Source organism: Neorhizobium sp. 2083 (assembly GCF_031455615.1).
GTDB lineage: Bacteria > Pseudomonadota > Alphaproteobacteria > Rhizobiales > Rhizobiaceae > Neorhizobium.
In genome coordinates this window covers 211902-227247 of record NZ_JAVDTC010000006.1, presented here as the reverse complement: position 1 = coordinate 227247, position 15346 = coordinate 211902, and the positions used below count along the sequence as shown (strand labels likewise).

Genomic DNA, 15346 nt, shown 5'->3' with positions numbered 1-15346 from the left:
TCTCCAGCATGCGGCTTGTCGCCGAAAACCTGAGCGCAAGACGCGGCGAAGACCTGATTTTCACGGATATCTCCTTTACCCTCGGAGCCGGTGAAAGCCTCGTCCTTACCGGTCGCAACGGGTCGGGAAAATCGACCCTGCTACGGGTCGTCGCCGGATTGCTGCGCCCGGAAACGGGCCGCGTCACATGGATTTCGGACAAGGCCGAATCGGGCATGCGCGCCGCCGAGGCCTGCCACTATCTCGGCCATCGCAACGCGATGAAGGCGGAACTGACGGTGTCGGAGAACCTCTCCTTCTGGAAGGAGTTTTTCGGCGACGTTGATGGCGGCGAGGGCATCTCCCCTGGCGAGGCCGCCGACGCCGTCGGCCTCGGGGGGATCATCCACCTGCCCTTCGGTTATCTCTCCGCCGGCCAGCAGCGCCGCATGGCGTTCGCCAAGCTGCTGGTCGCGTATCGCCCGGTGTGGATCCTCGATGAGCCGACCGCGGCGCTGGATGTGAGCGCGGAGGGGGTGTTCACGGGGCTGATCAATGCGCATCTGGCGACCGGTGGCATCGTGCTGGCGGCGACTCACCAGCCGCTGGGACTGGAGAATGCAAGGGAACTGAAGATGACAGGATTTGCGGGCGTGGGGGAGGAGAGGTGGTGATCGTCCTGCCCGTGGCTACCCCCCTCTGCCCTGCCGGGCATCTCCCCCTCAAGGGGGGAGATCGGCCAGTCGCTCTCATACCCAGCATCATCCCAGGGCTCGCCGTCAGCCGCCGCCCTCTCGCCGTCATCCTCGGGCTTGACCCGAGGATCCATGCATCCGCATTTGGCCAGCCAGACCCGATCGACGCCTTCCCGCACGAAAAGTGGGTCCTCGGGTCAGGCCCGAGGATGACGGGAACGGAGTTGGAGGAGACGCCCGGCAGGGCGGAGCGGGGTAAACCCCGGACACGGAGCGCCCGCCGATGACCGCCCTGCTCCTCCGCGATCTCAAGCTTTCCGTCCGCGCCGGCGGTGGCGCCCTGATCGGTGTGCTCTTCTTCATGACCGTCGTCGCCGTCATCCCGTTCGGCGTCGGGCCGGATCTCAACCTTCTTTCCCGCATCGGCCCGGCAATCGTCTGGATCGGCGCACTGCTGTCTGCTCTGCTCGGCCTCGACCGGATGTTCCAGACGGATCGCGAGGACGGATCGCTCGATTTGCTGCTGATGCAGGAACACCCGCTCGTCCTGACCGTGCTGATGAAATGCCTCGCCCACTGGCTTGGCAACGGCCTGCCGCTGGTGATCGCCTCGCCGCTGCTCGGCCTGTTCATGAACATGAACGAGGTGGCGATCGGCGCCACCATGCTGACGCTCCTGGTCGGCACGCCGGCGTTGACCTTTATCGGCGCGGTCGGCGCGGCCGTCGCGGTGGCGCTGCCGCGCGGCGGGCTGCTGGTCTCGATCCTCGTCCTGCCGCTCGCAATCCCCGTGCTGATCTTCGGGGTCAGCGCTTCCTATGCGGCCGTCGAGGACCCTGCCCCGTTTATGCCGCCTTTCTTGATATTGGTGGCGATCACGATGTTTTTTGCCGTGCTCGGTCCGCTCGGCGCGGCACTGGCGTTGCGCAATGCCGGCGATTGACTAGAATCGGATTGACTGGGATCAGGTTGAATCGGATCGGGTTGACCGGGATCAAGCTGCTTTTCCGCGCGCAGATTAGAAAGTGTCCATGACCGAAAGCCTCGCCATCAGCAAGTTCAGCGACCTGGCCAACCCGACGCGGTTCCTGGCGCTGGCGGCCCGCCTCCTCCCCTTTATGGCGGCCGTCACCGCGATCCTGTTTGCGGTCGGGCTCTACCTGAGCTTTGCCACCGAGGGCGATTACCAGCAGGGCATGACGGTACGCATCATGTATGTGCATGTGCCGGCCGCTTGGCTGTCGATGATGTGCTACACGGTGATGGCCGTTTCGGCGATCGGCACGCTGGTCTGGCGCCATCCGCTCGCCGACGTCAGCCACAAGGCGGCCGCTCCGCTCGGCGCCGCCTTCACGCTGATCGCGCTTGCCACCGGCTCCCTCTGGGGCCGGCCGATGTGGGGCACGTGGTGGGTGTGGGACGCGCGCCTCACCTCCGTCTTCGTGCTCTTCCTGATGTATCTCGGCCTGATCGCGCTGAACCGCGCCATGGACGATCCGTCGCGGGCGGCGCGCGTCTCGGCCGTGCTGATCCTCGTCGGTTTCGTCAACATTCCGATCATCAAGTTCTCGGTCGACTGGTGGAACACGCTGCACCAGCCCGCCAGCGTCATCCGCATGGGCGGCCCGACCATCGACCAGGAATTCCTCTGGCCGCTTCTGATCATGGCGATCGCCTTCACTCTTCTGTTCTTCACCCTGCATGTGATGGCGATGCGCAACGAGATCTGGCGCCGCCGCGTCGCAGCCCAGCGCCGTATGGCCGCGCGTTTGGCCGGCCGTGAGAGCGGGTCGGAGGCTTAAAGATCATGACCCACACATTCTATATCTCCATGTCCTATGCCGTTGCCGCCATGGTCATCCTCTGTCTGATCGCCTGGACGTGGCTCGATGGCCGCGCCCGCAGGCAGGAACTGGCCGAGCTCGAAGCCGCCGGCATCCGCCGCCGTTCCGCCCAGAGCAAGGATGACGCGAGCAAGGGTGAAACGGCATGAGCATCGAGACCGAAAACCGGCCTGCCGCACGCAAAAGCCTGGCGCGTTATGCGCTGCCGCTGATCCCGCTGGTGATCTTCCTCGGTTTTGCCGCCGTCGCCGGCAAGATGCTCTACGACCAGGGTGTCAACGGCCGGGACGTCTCGGCCATTCCCTCGGCCCTGATCGGCAGACAAGCGCCGTCGCTGGCGCTTCCGCCGCTCGAAGGCTCCAACACCGCGGCCCTGACGACGGCCGCCATCGCCGGCAAGCTGACGCTCGTCAACGTCTTCGCCTCCTGGTGCGTGCCCTGCCGGCAGGAGCACCCGATCCTCAAGGAACTGGCAAACGATAGCCGGCTCACCATCGTCGGCATCAACTACAAGGACCGCAACGACAACGCGCTGCGTTTCCTCGGCGAACTCGGCAACCCTTACAAGGCGATCGGCGTCGATCCGAACGGCAAGGCGGCGATCGACTGGGGCGTCTACGGCATTCCGGAAAGTTATCTGGTCGGGCCGGACGGCACCATCCTCTACAAGCGCGTCGGCCCGTTCGATCAGCGCAGCCTGACCCAGGACCTCCTGCCGGCGATCGAAAAGGCATCGTCCAAGGGCTGATCGGGCGCCGGGAACCGATCAGGCACGAAGATCGGACGCGGAAACAATCCTGAGTTGCGGCGGAGCGCCTTCCGTCTGCTGACCTTCCAGAACGACGGTGTTGCGGCCCGCTGATTTGGCCGCGTAAAGACAGGCGTCGGCCCGCCCGATCGCATCATGCATGGAATGATCGCCGCGAGCGGTGGAGGACACGCCGAAACTCGCCGTGATGCTGTGGGCAACGCCGCCCTCCCGCCAGTCGCGCGCGGCAAAGGCCAGCCGGATCGCGTTGCAGGATGCGCCAGCCTGAACAAGCGTGGCGCCCGGCAGGAACGCCACGAACTCCTCACCGCCGAAACGGGCCACGAGGGAATCGGCCGGCAATCCGTCGCGGAGCGCCGACGCGAAGCCGACGATCACCATATCACCGCTCGCATGACCGAAACGGTCGTTGACCAGTTTGAAATGGTCGATATCGCAGACCAGGACTGCGCCGGAGGGGAAACTCTCCTTGCGGAAATCCGGGACCAGCCGTTCAAAGCCGCGGCGATTGAGGAGGTCGGTCAGCGGATCATGCTCGGCCGCATGGCGATGCTGCCACACCGCATCGAGCATGACGGTGCCGAGCACCGTCAAGGCAAGCAGGAAACCGAAGACGCTCGCCGTCATCTGCATGAAGAAGGCGTAATCGGAGGACAGAAAGTCGTCGAGGGATGCGTAGCTCTCGGACGACGTGAGGATCAGGAGAGCCGACACCCTGACGAGGTTGTCGGCCACCGCCAATCCGACCATAACCGCAAGCAGCCGGTCGATCGGCCGCCGGATATGGTGGCGGGCCTGCCACAGCGGGATGATCAGCAGGATCGAGCAGGATATGTCGCTGACCGCCAGCTCTCCCCTCAGGTCGCGCTCGACGAGGATGAGATAGGATATGCCGAGAAACGCGGCCCCACACAATAACATCCGCTCCGTGACCAGAAGGGGCCGGCCGAAACGGACAAGAAAGGCGTGGCCGTAGAAGAAGAACCCGGCCAGAAAAAAGCCGTTCGAGACAATGGCCTGGGCAGGAATCGGCGCCGCGGTCAGGATGAGCGGCGAGGCAAAGCCCAGCGACGTCCCGATATATCCAAGGCCCCAATATCGAGATGAAGCTGAACCCCAGCGCGCCAGAAACAGGAACGTACAGCCGAACACGAAAAAGATGAACGGCAGCAGATAGGCGAAGTTATCGTGCGATTCCATGAGACCCCCGCACGAAAACATCCCCCCGAACATTCGGTGCTGGCGAGGGAATCTAGATGTTTGTCGTTAAGAAAATTTGACCGGTCGCCCTAAAAACATGGATCAAAGCTGTATCATTCGGGCGCCTGGAGCCCCGGGAGCGGGCCGACCGTCTTCGACCATCGACCTGGACTTCCGTTTCCGACCGCAAGCACCTTTGGCCGCGCCGGACGTCACTCCGGCGCGGTTTCGGGTGTGGGAACGGGGCAGGCGGTATTGGTATAAGGGAGGTAGGTATCTGTGCCTGCCCCGGCTGCTTTTGGGTGGCCTGTCGAGGATTGCCAGGCCCTCGCCGATCACCCTGGCAGCCATCACCGGAAACCGGGGTCCGAAAACCCTGATGAGGAGGCCGGTTCGCGAACCCGGTTTCCCATCCGATGACGCGCCGATTATCCGGTTGTTTCGGGGAGGCGGGGACGGAAGGGAAAGCAAATTCGGGTAATGGATTGATTGGATGAGGGTATTTTGCGCGGGGCGGAGAAAATCGTCCCCGCCCATGGCGGCCGCGGCCTATAGCCCGCCCTGCCAGACCCGCACCGCATCGACCGGCCAGACGAGCATCAGCACGTTGAGCGTCAGGTTGTCGCGGATGATGTAGCCGGTCGCCAGTTCGAAGAAGATGGCGATCGCGACCGTCAGCCAGACCGGCAGGCGCGACGCAGCAAGGAAGCCCAGCGCCATGAACACCGTGTCCATCGCCGAATTGAGAATGCTGTCGCCGGTATAGCCGAGCGCCATGGTCGCGGTACGGTAGCGGTCGATGATCAGCGGAGAATTCTCGGCGATCTCCCAGGCCGCCTCGATCAGCACCGCCAGCGACAGCCGGGCAGTCAGCGGCGCGCGGCGCAGGACGAGCCAGCCGAGACCGTAGAAGAGGAAGCCGTGGATGATGTGGGAGGGCGTGTACCAGTCGGAGAGATGCTGCGAATTGCCGCTGGTATTCACCCCGCCTTCCCAGAGCTTCACATAACCGCATTCGCAGATCGGAATGCGACCCATGGCATAAAGAATAGCGATCTGGAGCAGGAAGAGAATGAGGGCGGCGAGAAGCCAGCGCCGCGAAGACGAACTCGATGGGGAAAAATCCGCTGCCGTCACTTTTCCACCTCTGCCTCGCCCGAAGCATCCTGCACCGTGTGGCGCATGATCAGCGGCATCTGCGTCATCGTGAAGATCAGCGTGATCGGCATCGTGCCCCAGACCTTGAAGGCGACCCAGAAATTATCCGCCGCCTTGGCGTCGGGCAGGAAATAGGCGTTCGCGCCGCGCCAGACGATCTCGTTGAGGACGGCCAGAAACAGGAAGAAGATCCCCCAGCGGATGGTGAGCTTGCGCCAGCCGGCCTCGTCGAGCTGGAAGGCCGCGTTGAAGACGTAGCCGAGCAGCGATTTTCCGAACAGCAGGCCGCCGAGCAGCGCGACGCCGAACAGCGTGTTGATGATGGTCGGCTTCATCTTGAAGAACAGCTCGTCCTGCAGCCAGATGCCGAGCCCGCCGAAAACCAGCACGACGATGCCGGAAATGAACGGCATCAGCGGCAGATGGCCGAGAACGACTTTCGAGACGACCAGCGAGACGACCGTCGCGACCATGAACAGGCCGCTTGCGATGAACAGCGGGCCGCCCAGCACCGACAGCGACGGGAAGGTCGCGGCAAGCCATTCTCCGCGCAGGTTGGCGAAGAAGAACACGAGCAGCGGCCCGAGCTCGAGCGCGAGCTTCAGCATCGGATGGTGCCGGTCGGCTGCAGTGGGTGTCGTATCGCTTTCGAATTTCATATGCTGGAAACCTGCTTGTCCTGCCCTGGCCCTGCGCGAGCGCCAAGGCAGATTTGTGGCATCAATGCGCGATACCGGCAATGGCGCGCGCAAAATCCTGAGCCTCGAACGGTTCGAGATCGTCCACGCCTTCGCCGACACCGATGAAATAGACCGGCAGCTTGTGCTTGGCGGCGATCGCCACGAGAATGCCGCCCCGCGCCGTGCCGTCGAGCTTGGTCATGATCAACCCGCTGACGCCGGCGACGTTGCGGAAAATCTCCACCTGGTTCATGGCGTTCTGGCCGGTGGTGGCGTCGAGCGTCTGCAGCACCGTGTGCGGCGCATCGGGATCGAGCTTGCCGAGCACACGGACGATCTTTTCGAGCTCCGCCATCAGCTCGGCGCGGTTCTGCAGCCGCCCGGCGGTATCGATGATCAGCACGTCCGACTTGTTGGCGCGCGCCTGCTCGTAGGCGTCATAGGCGAGACCGGCGGCATCGGCGCCGAGCTTGGTGCCGATGAATTGCGAGCCGGTTCGCTCCGCCCAGATCTTCAGCTGCTCGATGGCGGCCGCGCGAAACGTGTCGCCGGCGGCGAGCATGACCTTGAGGCCCGAGCCGGACAGTTTTGCCGCCAGCTTGCCGATCGTCGTGGTCTTGCCGGTGCCGTTGACGCCGACGACGAGAATGACATGCGGCTTGTGATTGAGATCGAGCTGCAGCGGCTTTGCGACCGGGCCCAGAACCTTGGTGATCTCGTCCGCCATGATCCGCGATACGTCTTCGCCGGTCACATCCTTGCCGTATCGCTCGGAAGAGAGCGCGCCGGTGACGCGCATGGCGGTTTCGACCCCGAGATCGGCCTGGATCAGCAGATCCTCGAGCTGTTCCAGCGTGTCCTCGTCCAGCTTGCGCTTGGTGAAGAGCGCGCTGATCTGGCCGGTGAGCTGCGAGGAGGTGCGGGCAAGGCCGGCGCGCAGGCGCTGGAACCACGTGAGCTTGGGGGCCGCGGCGACGGGTTCGGGCTTGGGTTCCGGGCGGGCGGTGGAGAAGCCTTTGGGGAGAGTGGGTTCTATTGGCCGATCCGGCCCTTCGCTTTGGCTCAGGGCGTTCGTTGCTGCAATCGATCCACCGGATCGATTGCTCTGCTCCGCAGACCGCGCCTCACCCCCCTCTGTCCTGCCGGACATCTCCCCCTCAAGGGGGGAGATCGAATCGTGGCTTGCTCCTCGCTCCAAAGCGGACTTGGAACTCGTGGGGGCAGCGTCGGGGTCCACATCACCAATGTCAGATGCTGGACCAACGTCAGATGTCGGAACCGACGGCGCATCCGTGATCTCCCCCCTTGAGGCGGAGATGTCCGGCAGGACGGAGGGGAGTGCTTCCGCAGGCGCTGCGGCTTCTTCATCGGCCTCGGCTTCCGCCTGCAGCAGCGACAACGGCACCATGCCGATATCCGACGCGGCCTCGACACCAGGAAGAAGCGGCGGCTCGTCATCGTCGGCAGTCGTCGGCTCAGCTGGCTCGACATTCTCCGCCGCCACATCCGCGACAGGCCCGCCGGCCGTCTCGATCTCCGCCGGCGCGACCGGATCGACCGGCGAGACCGGCAGGTCTTCATGGCGCGATCTGGGCTCCAGTTCCGCCTGGACGGCGGCCAGGTCTTCCGGCCTCACGGCATCGGGGCTCGGTTCCTCGGCGGGCTTGCCGAAGGTGAAGACACGTTTGATGAAGCCCAATGCCATGAGAGAACCCGTTCCGGTTACGCCGCCCGGGATGGGACGGACGCGACCTGCATTTCCAGATGTTTGCCGTTATGGCCCGTCAACATAACGCGCTTCAACGCGCGCGGAACAAAACCGGGCACGGCTACCAGCGAAAAGTTTTCCGTATGCGCCATGCCGTTGTTCTCGACGACGATCGCCTGCTCGGTGCCGACCATGCGGTCGAGATGGGCGCGATAGAGCGCGTCCCCCCGCCCCCGCAGCCGCGCGGCGCGATCCTTGACCAGCGCCCGGTCGACCTGCGGCATGCGGGCCGCGGGCGTGCCCGGCCGCGGGCTGTACGGGAAGACGTGCAGGAAGGAAATCCCCGCCTCTTCCGCCATCGTCGCGGCATTCTCGAACATCTCTTCCGTCTCGGTCGGGAAACCGGCGATCATGTCCGCTCCGAAAGCGATCCCGGGCCTCAGTCGCCGCGCCTGTTCGGTGAAGGCGAGCGCCTCGGCCCGCGAATGGCGGCGCTTCATCCGCTTCAGGATCATGTCGTCCCCATGCTGCAGCGACAGGTGCAGATGCGGCATGAATCGCGGCTCGTCGGCGATCAGGTCCCAGAGATGCCTGTCCGCCTCGATGCTGTCGATCGAGGAGAGGCGCAGGCGCAGGATCTCCGGCACCTGTTTGAGCAGCGTCTTGGCGAGAATCCCGAGCGATGGCTGGCCCGGAAGGTCGGCGCCATAGCTGGTGGCATCGACGCCGGTCAGCACGATTTCGCGATAGCCGCCTTCGACAAGCTTGCGGGCCTGCTCGACCACGGCACCCATCGGCACAGAGCGGGAATTGCCGCGGCCATAGGGGATGATGCAGAAGGTGCAGCGGTGATCGCAGCCGTTCTGCACCTGGATGAAGCCGCGCACATGGCCATCGATATGCCTGACCATCTGCGGCGCGGTGGCGCGCACGCTCATGATGTCGTTGACGCGCAGCTTTTCTTCCGCCGAAACCCCGAAATCCGGCAGCGCCCGGTAGGAGGCACTTTTCAGCTTTTCCTCGTTGCCGAGCACCGCATCGACCTCGCCCATGCCGGCAAAGGTGTCTTTTTCCGTCTGGGCGGCGCAACCGGTGACGATGATGCGCGCATGCGGGTTTTCGCGGCGCGCCCGGCGGATCGCCTGACGGGCCTGGCGCACGGCCTCGCCGGTCACGGCGCAGGTATTGACCAGGATGGCATTGTTGAGCCCGGCCTTTTCCGCCTCCGCCCGCATCACTTCCGATTCATAGGTATTGAGCCGACAGCCGAAGGTGATAACCTCGACGCCGCTCAACTGACCCGAGCCTCGGGCTCGCCGGAACCAGTCTCCCGGTCGCGGGTGAAGCCGCCGTTCTGCGGATCGACCTTGCCGGACCATTCCCATTCGGCAGGCCCGGTCATGACGACGTGATCGTCTGCCCGCCACTCGATGGTAAGCGGCTGGCGCACCGGGCTGGAGGCGACGTCGATCGTCACCGTGCGGCCGGTGCGGCCGGTGCGGGCCGCGGAAACGGCGGAGGCGCAGGCGGCCGAACCGCAGGCGAGCGTCAGGCCGGCGCCGCGTTCCCAGGTGCGGGTGCGCAGCGACGAATTGGACGTGACCTGCGCCAGCGTGATATTGGCCTTTTCTGGGAAGATCGGATGGTTTTCCAGGAGCGGGCCGAACCGTTCGAGATCGAAGCTCATCGGATCACGGTCGACCCAGAAGACGGCATGCGGGTTGCCCATCGACATGGCCGAAGGAGAATGCAGGACCGGCGCGTCGATCGGGCCGATCTGCAGCTCGATCCGGCCGGTATCGAAAAATTCTTCCGCCAGCGGAATGCGGTCCCATTCGAACACCGGCTTGCCCATATCGACAGAAATGGTGCCATCCTCATGCTCGACGGCATTCAAAATGCCGGCGACCGTCTGGAAGGTAAACGTCTTGCGGCCGGTCTCGGAGCTAAGCGCCTGCACGACGCAGCGCGTGCCGTTGCCGCAGGCCTGCGCCTTCGAACCGTCGGAATTGAGGATGTCGATCCAGGCGTCGGTGCCTTGAGCCTTCGGATCGTGGATCGCCATGATCTGGTCGAACTGGGTGGCCGGATCGGCATTGAGCGCGATCGCGGCCTGCGGCGTCACCCAGTCGGTGCGCCCACGCATGTCGACGACCAGGATCTTGTTGCCAAGCCCGTTCATCCGCGCGAATTCCACCAGTTCCGTCATGACATCGATCCATTCCGGGCCGGATGCCCGCTTATCCGGCTGTATATGGCGGAAAAGGCGAGGAATTACCAGTGGGGACGTGGGGATAGCCCTCGGCGTGGCGACAGGCCGCGCTTGTCTCGGAATACCGCGCACAGAGCAAAATGATGGGCATGGCTGCGAGGGCGGAGCACAAAAGAGGATAAGCTGGTGGAAACGTTGGAATGCGCCGCTTGTGGGGCCGTCAAACGAAAAACTCATCCACCAGAGCATGCACCCGTCGGAACGCCGCCTTGGCGCCTTCGGCCATGTCCATTTCCTCTGCCTCGGACATGTCGAACCCGTTGAAGGCCGCGACGAAGGTGCGCCAGTGCAGGCCGCGGCCGGCGGGATGGCCTACAAGATGGCGGGCGCCGAATTCTTCCGAGAGGCCGAGCCGAGCCGCCTGCTTCAGGAGGAACGCGGCGCCGAGGTTCGAGCCTTCGGCGACGTAAAGCCAGCCGAGTGCAGCCGGGATGCTCAGCCCGCCCGTTCCGGCGGTGAGCACCGGCGGCACCTTGCCGGTGACATCGAAAATATCCTGCCGCAGCGCTTCAAGCCGGACGCGGTTCGGAAGATCGGGCACGAGGCGATTGAGCCGCGGATCGGTAAACAGCGGATCGACATCGGCGTGGAAATGGTGCTGCACGGCGAGGAACAGAGCGTAGCGCTCACGGCTGGCAAAAGGATCGGCCGCCATGATGCGCTTGTCGAGACGCTCATGGGTGGCGTCGGTCAGGGCTTTGAGGCGCTGGATGCGGGTCTGGGCGGCGGGTGTTTGAAGTTCGGTCTGCATGGGTGCAATGTCCGGATGCTTATATGTTTTAGAATTTGGCCGTCAGGAACGCTCGGATTGTTCGGCCGGGAGCGGGCGTGAACCCGTCGAGCGCATCCACGTAAAATCGATCCGTCAGGTTCTCCGCCTGGAGATCGAACGTCAAGTGGTCGGTGATCTTGTAGGTGGCGAACGCATCGACGGTCGTATAGGGAATCCACATGCCCGTATACATCCTGGCTTCCTGCGTGACCGGCGACAGGCGCGCGCCGCCGTGCGTGAAGCGGGTGCCAAAACTCAGCCTGTCGTCGAACAGGCGCATGCCGAGCGTCAGGCTCGCCATGATTTCGGGCGGCATGTGGTTGGCGGCGTAGTCCATCGACACGGTCGTGTCCGAGCAGGTGGAAAGGGTGCGGCAGAACTCGTAGCTCAGATACTTGGTCACCGATCCTTCGCTGAAGAACGGGCCGGCCTCGTAGGAGCCGGAGATTTCGATACCGGAGAACCGGGTGCTCCTGAGATTGTCGAAGGTGAAAACCGGCTGGCCCGGCCCTGCATTGGACGGCACGCGGGAAATATAGTCGGTGTAGTTGTTGTTGAAATAGGACAGCTTGAGGCGCAACGCGTCGTCGGCGAGCAACAGGCCATCCTTGCTGTAGTTGATGCCGACCTCCCAGTTCTTCGAGACCTCGGGCTTCAGATAGGGGTTCTGGATGACGTTGCCGTCATTCCCCATCGTTTCGCGCATGGTCGGCGGGCGCATGCCTTCGGCATAAAGCGCATAGAACTGCAGCCCTTTGACCGGCTCCACGATGGCGCTGACGGACGGGTTGAACCGGCCGCCTTCCTTATGGCGGATGCCGGTCCTGGATTCGATACCCTTGTCGTTCATCCAGTAACCGTCATAGCGCAGCCCGGCATTGAGGGTCAGCCAGTCGGTCGCCTCCCACTGGCCGTCGGTGAACACGCTAGCGATCGACCGGTTGCCGATGCTGGGGTTCATCTGGACACCCCGGTCGGTTGTATGACTGCGGCTAACATAGCGCCTGGAATCCATATCCTCTAGGAGGTAGGACACACCGTAATTGGCCTTGAATGGTCCGTATTCCGTGTCGAACAGGCTCGTGTTCGAAATGTCGCCGCCCCAGGTATGGGTCATGGCGTAGCGGGGATCGTCACCCGGTATGATGTTGAACTGCGGGTAGTATAGGCCCAGACCGGTCGACATGGAGTTCTGATCGACGATGCTCAGCCATGCATTGACCTTCAGGTCGATCAGGTCACTCGGATTATAGCGATAGCGGCTGGTGAACGTGTCAGTCGTGACATCGGATAGCGGTGCCTGCCGGAATGTGTTGTCTCCGGAGGTCAGAAGCGAGGTCATGATCTGGCCGAACTGGCTTTCATAGCGGATATATCCCAGTTCCAGGCTCTGGTCGTCGTCGAAGCGAAGCGTACCCTTGGCGAGAAACGAGGTGGATTCATTGGACGAGTTGAAGACCTCCTCACCCTGCTTGGTACGCGAGAGGAACTGGTTGCTGCCCTGGAACTCGTAATAGTTCTTGCCGTGCTTGCCGGCGAAATAGTTGCCGCGATAGCGGCGGGCGCCGGCGATGACGAAATCGAAATTGTCCTGCACCGTGCCAATCGCGAAGCTACCCGAACCATTGGTGAAATCGAAGAATTCGGCGGAATCCGTCTGCTGGTCATAGGAATTGACCGTGAAGTCCCTCGTCGTGTTGTCCTGCGCGCCGATCTTGATGCGGCCGCCATATTGCTTGCCGCCCTCGACGATATCCTTGGCTTTCAACGTGGTGATCTCGACCACACCGCCATTGACGCCGGCACCCACCGCGCCGCCCGTCGGCCCCTTGGAAATGCCGACGCCGCCGATCAGGTCCGGATCGATATAGGTGCGGTCGTCGACGCCGCCGTAACCGCGCCAGGTGGTTGTCGTCTGCTGCGTGCCGTCGATCGCAACCCGAACGCGGTTCTGGCCCTGCAAGCCCCGGATATTGACGTTGACGGAGCCGCTGCTGTGATTGCTGGCGGAAATGACGCCCGGCACGTTCTTGAATACATCGCCGGCGCTTGAACCGCGAAAGCGCTGGATCTGCTCGGACGATATATAGCTCGTCGAGCCCGCCGTCTCGTAAGGCGCGTCGGCCGCATAGCCGTTGCCACCGTCCCGCAGCACGATCGGCTTGAGCGTCGTATCGTCCGCCTGGTCCGGCATGCCCGCCGCCGAAGTGCCGGCCTCGAGCGTTACGGTATTTCCGTTGATCCGATGGGAGATCCCCGTCCCCGAGAGCAGCCGCGACAGGGCGGCAGACGGTGTCAGCGAACCGGTCACGCCCGCTGTGGTCTTGCCCGAGGTGATTTCGCTGCGATAGACGAGACGCAGGTCGGTCTGGCGGCCCAGTGCAAGAAGTGCGTTTTCAAGCGGTCCGGCCGGAATGGAAATGGCGACCTGCTGTGACTGGACACCTTGCGCCGGTTGTTGCGCTTTGGCCGGTGCCATGCCGCCCAGCAAGGATGCGCCCGCCAGCGCCACCCGGACATGCCGCGAAAAACGCGGTCCCGTCAAACTCATGTCGACCCCCTGTACTCAAACATCATGACCGCTCTCATCGCGGCCCCTGATGGCTATGAGTGGAAGAGGGCTCCACCTCCTGACGTCGGTTTTCGAAAAAAGATGATTTTAACACTCAATTTTTCGATCGGGCAGTTCTCAGCGCGAACGGACCAGCGTGACCCAGTCGGAAAGCCGGATGATACGGATCGGCAGGCTCTCCTGCAGGGCGGCGAACGTCTGGTCGATGTCATTTGCGGCGAACACGCCGCTGACCCGCAGCTGCGCAGCCTGGTCGTCGAGCACGACGATGCGTCCGTGCTGGTAACGGCCGATCCGGTCGAGCACCTCGCCCAGCGGCAGGCCGGAAAAGACCAGCTTGCCGCCGCGCCAGCTCGTCAGGTTGGCGACGTCGCCGGAGCCGGTCACCAGGCGCCCCTCGGCATCGAGCTTCGCCGTGCCGCCGGCATCGAGCACCGCACGCTGCGAACCGGAAGTGACCGCGACATGCCCCTCTTCCACCATGACCTCGTCATAGTCGCCGACCCGCACCGCATAATGGGTGCCGAGCGCAATCGCCTGCGCTTCGTTGCCGCTGACGACGAAAGGCCGCGCCGGGTTCGGAGTGACGTCGAAAAAGGCTTCGCCGCGCAGAAGCACGATCCGGCGTTCCGTCTGGCCGTATCGGACCTGGATGGCGCTATCGGTATTGAGCGTCACCACCGATCCGTCGTCGAGGTCGATGCGCTTGACGACGCCGACCGGCGTGTAGAAATCCGAACGATACCAGGCGACGAGGCCGGTATCGTTGGCGACAACGCCAAGACAGCCCATCAGAAGCAAGGCGGCCATGCCGCCGCCGACCATGCGGCGCCGGCGCGGGGCAACCGTTTTTGGCACCGAGGCGAGATCGCCCCAGAGCGCGCTCATCTCCTCGAAGGCCGCGGCATGTGCCGGATCCTGCATTTTCCAGAATTCGAAGCGGCGGCGGTCCGCTTCCGTCGCGTCCCGGGATCCGAGACGCGCCACCCAGCCGGCCGCTTCCTCCGCAATCGCGTCTTCGCGGGCCTTATCCGAAATATTAGTCATATGCATTTCCCCCGGCCGGAGGCAATGCCGCAAGGCGCGCCTGACGGCAAGCCATGAGTGCACGGATGATGTGTTTTTCAACCATATTCCGGGAAATACCGAGCTTCTCCGCTAGCTCCCCGTTGGAAAGCCCTTCGAGCCGGCTGAGCACGAATACGACCCGGCATTTCGGCGGCAGCGCGGAAATCGTTTCGATCAGAAGCCCGAGCTGCTGGCGGGCGGCCACCACCCGCTCCGGGCTCGGGGCCTCGTCTGCGACCTGTGCTTGTCCCATCTCTTCGACGAAGAGCGCGCTGTCGCGTATCAGCCGCGCGGTGATGCCATGGGCGACGGACCGGGCGACCTGGAAAAGATAGGCATGCGGATTGCGCAGATCCTCCTTCGGCGACGCCGTCAAAAGCCGCAGAAAGGTCTCCTGTGTGGCATCCGCTGCATCCTCCCTGTTGCGCAGACGCCGAAGAAAGAACCGCCGCAGCTTCCCCTCCTCGGTCTGCTGCAATTGTTCGATTAGGCTGATGTCCAAGTCCTTAAACCCCGCGGCCGGGACCTGCCCGACCAATCGGTCGGCGTTTAGCGCCGCCTAAAAAATGATTCAACATCAATGATTTGGAATGAATCCAAGGAGGATGATAAAAACATGATTAGAAAAT

Annotated in this window: 15 protein-coding genes; 5 read left to right on the top strand and 10 right to left on the bottom strand. The window is 63.5% G+C overall.

Translation table 11 applies throughout. From position 1 onward, the window contains the following. Positions 1–8 precede the first annotated feature (8 nt). The 5 genes from ccmA (at position 9) to J2X76_RS22855 (ending at position 3266) form a co-directional block, all read left to right on the top strand. A complete protein-coding gene (gene ccmA, locus J2X76_RS22875) occupies positions 9–653 on the top strand; it encodes a heme ABC exporter ATP-binding protein CcmA (RefSeq protein WP_310219619.1) in 645 nt (214 codons plus the stop codon). A 304-nt stretch (positions 654–957) separates the two neighbouring features. After that, on the top strand, positions 958–1617 hold the full coding sequence (ccmB, locus tag J2X76_RS22870) for a heme exporter protein CcmB (protein WP_310219617.1): 660 nt from the start codon (positions 958–960) through the stop codon (positions 1615–1617). 88 nt (positions 1618–1705) lie between these two features. Further along, entirely contained in the window at positions 1706–2476 is a 771-nt protein-coding gene (locus J2X76_RS22865; protein ID WP_113126847.1) for a heme ABC transporter permease, read from the top strand. 5 nt (positions 2477–2481) lie between these two features. Then, positions 2482–2667 (top strand): heme exporter protein CcmD, encoded by a 186-nt coding sequence (gene ccmD, locus J2X76_RS22860; protein WP_310219615.1) that lies wholly within the window; start codon positions 2482–2484, stop codon positions 2665–2667. Then, positions 2664–3266: a DsbE family thiol:disulfide interchange protein gene (locus tag J2X76_RS22855; protein ID WP_310219614.1), complete on the top strand. Its 603-nt coding sequence runs from the start codon at positions 2664–2666 to the stop codon at positions 3264–3266. Before ccmD ends, J2X76_RS22855 begins: the two co-directional genes overlap by 4 nt. A gap of 18 nt (positions 3267–3284) precedes the next feature. On the opposite strand, the gene J2X76_RS22850 is transcribed toward J2X76_RS22855, so the two are convergent. From J2X76_RS22850 to J2X76_RS22805, 10 genes are all read right to left on the bottom strand, one after another. Further along, positions 3285–4487 carry a GGDEF domain-containing protein gene (locus J2X76_RS22850; RefSeq protein WP_310219612.1) on the bottom strand — a complete coding sequence of 401 codons (1203 nt, stop codon included), beginning with the start codon at positions 4485–4487 and terminating at the stop codon, positions 3285–3287. A gap of 549 nt (positions 4488–5036) precedes the next feature. Continuing rightward, positions 5037–5624: a DUF2585 domain-containing protein gene (locus J2X76_RS22845; protein ID WP_113286758.1), complete on the bottom strand. Its 588-nt coding sequence runs from the start codon at positions 5622–5624 to the stop codon at positions 5037–5039. After that, positions 5621–6304 carry a septation protein A gene (locus J2X76_RS22840; RefSeq protein WP_113126842.1) on the bottom strand — a complete coding sequence of 228 codons (684 nt, stop codon included), beginning with the start codon at positions 6302–6304 and terminating at the stop codon, positions 5621–5623. The genes J2X76_RS22845 and J2X76_RS22840 overlap by 4 nt, the downstream gene beginning before the upstream one ends. A 61-nt stretch (positions 6305–6365) precedes the next feature. Next, complete coding sequence (gene ftsY / locus J2X76_RS22835; RefSeq protein ID WP_310219608.1) at positions 6366–8030, bottom strand: signal recognition particle-docking protein FtsY; 1665 nt, start codon at positions 8028–8030, stop codon at positions 6366–6368. A 17-nt stretch (positions 8031–8047) separates the two neighbouring features. Further along, positions 8048–9328 carry a tRNA (N(6)-L-threonylcarbamoyladenosine(37)-C(2))-methylthiotransferase MtaB gene (mtaB, locus tag J2X76_RS22830; RefSeq protein ID WP_310219607.1) on the bottom strand — a complete coding sequence of 427 codons (1281 nt, stop codon included), beginning with the start codon at positions 9326–9328 and terminating at the stop codon, positions 8048–8050. Beyond that, the gene (dapF, locus tag J2X76_RS22825; protein WP_310219605.1) at positions 9325–10242 is read right to left on the bottom strand and encodes a diaminopimelate epimerase; all 918 of its coding nucleotides are present in this window, start codon (positions 10240–10242) and stop codon (positions 9325–9327) included. The genes mtaB and dapF overlap by 4 nt, the downstream gene beginning before the upstream one ends. Before the next feature lie 223 nt (positions 10243–10465). Further along, positions 10466–11056 carry a biliverdin-producing heme oxygenase gene (locus tag J2X76_RS22820; protein WP_310219603.1) on the bottom strand — a complete coding sequence of 197 codons (591 nt, stop codon included), beginning with the start codon at positions 11054–11056 and terminating at the stop codon, positions 10466–10468. 28 nt (positions 11057–11084) lie between these two features. After that, on the bottom strand, positions 11085–13628 hold the full coding sequence (locus tag J2X76_RS22815; protein ID WP_310219602.1) for a TonB-dependent receptor domain-containing protein: 2544 nt from the start codon (positions 13626–13628) through the stop codon (positions 11085–11087). Positions 13629–13766: 138 nt separating this feature from the next. Next, entirely contained in the window at positions 13767–14696 is a 930-nt protein-coding gene (locus tag J2X76_RS22810; RefSeq protein ID WP_310219600.1) for a FecR family protein, read from the bottom strand. After that, positions 14689–15255 (bottom strand): sigma-70 family RNA polymerase sigma factor, encoded by a 567-nt coding sequence (locus J2X76_RS22805; protein WP_310219598.1) that lies wholly within the window; start codon positions 15253–15255, stop codon positions 14689–14691. The genes J2X76_RS22810 and J2X76_RS22805 overlap by 8 nt, the downstream gene beginning before the upstream one ends. Positions 15256–15346: the final 91 nt, after the last annotated feature.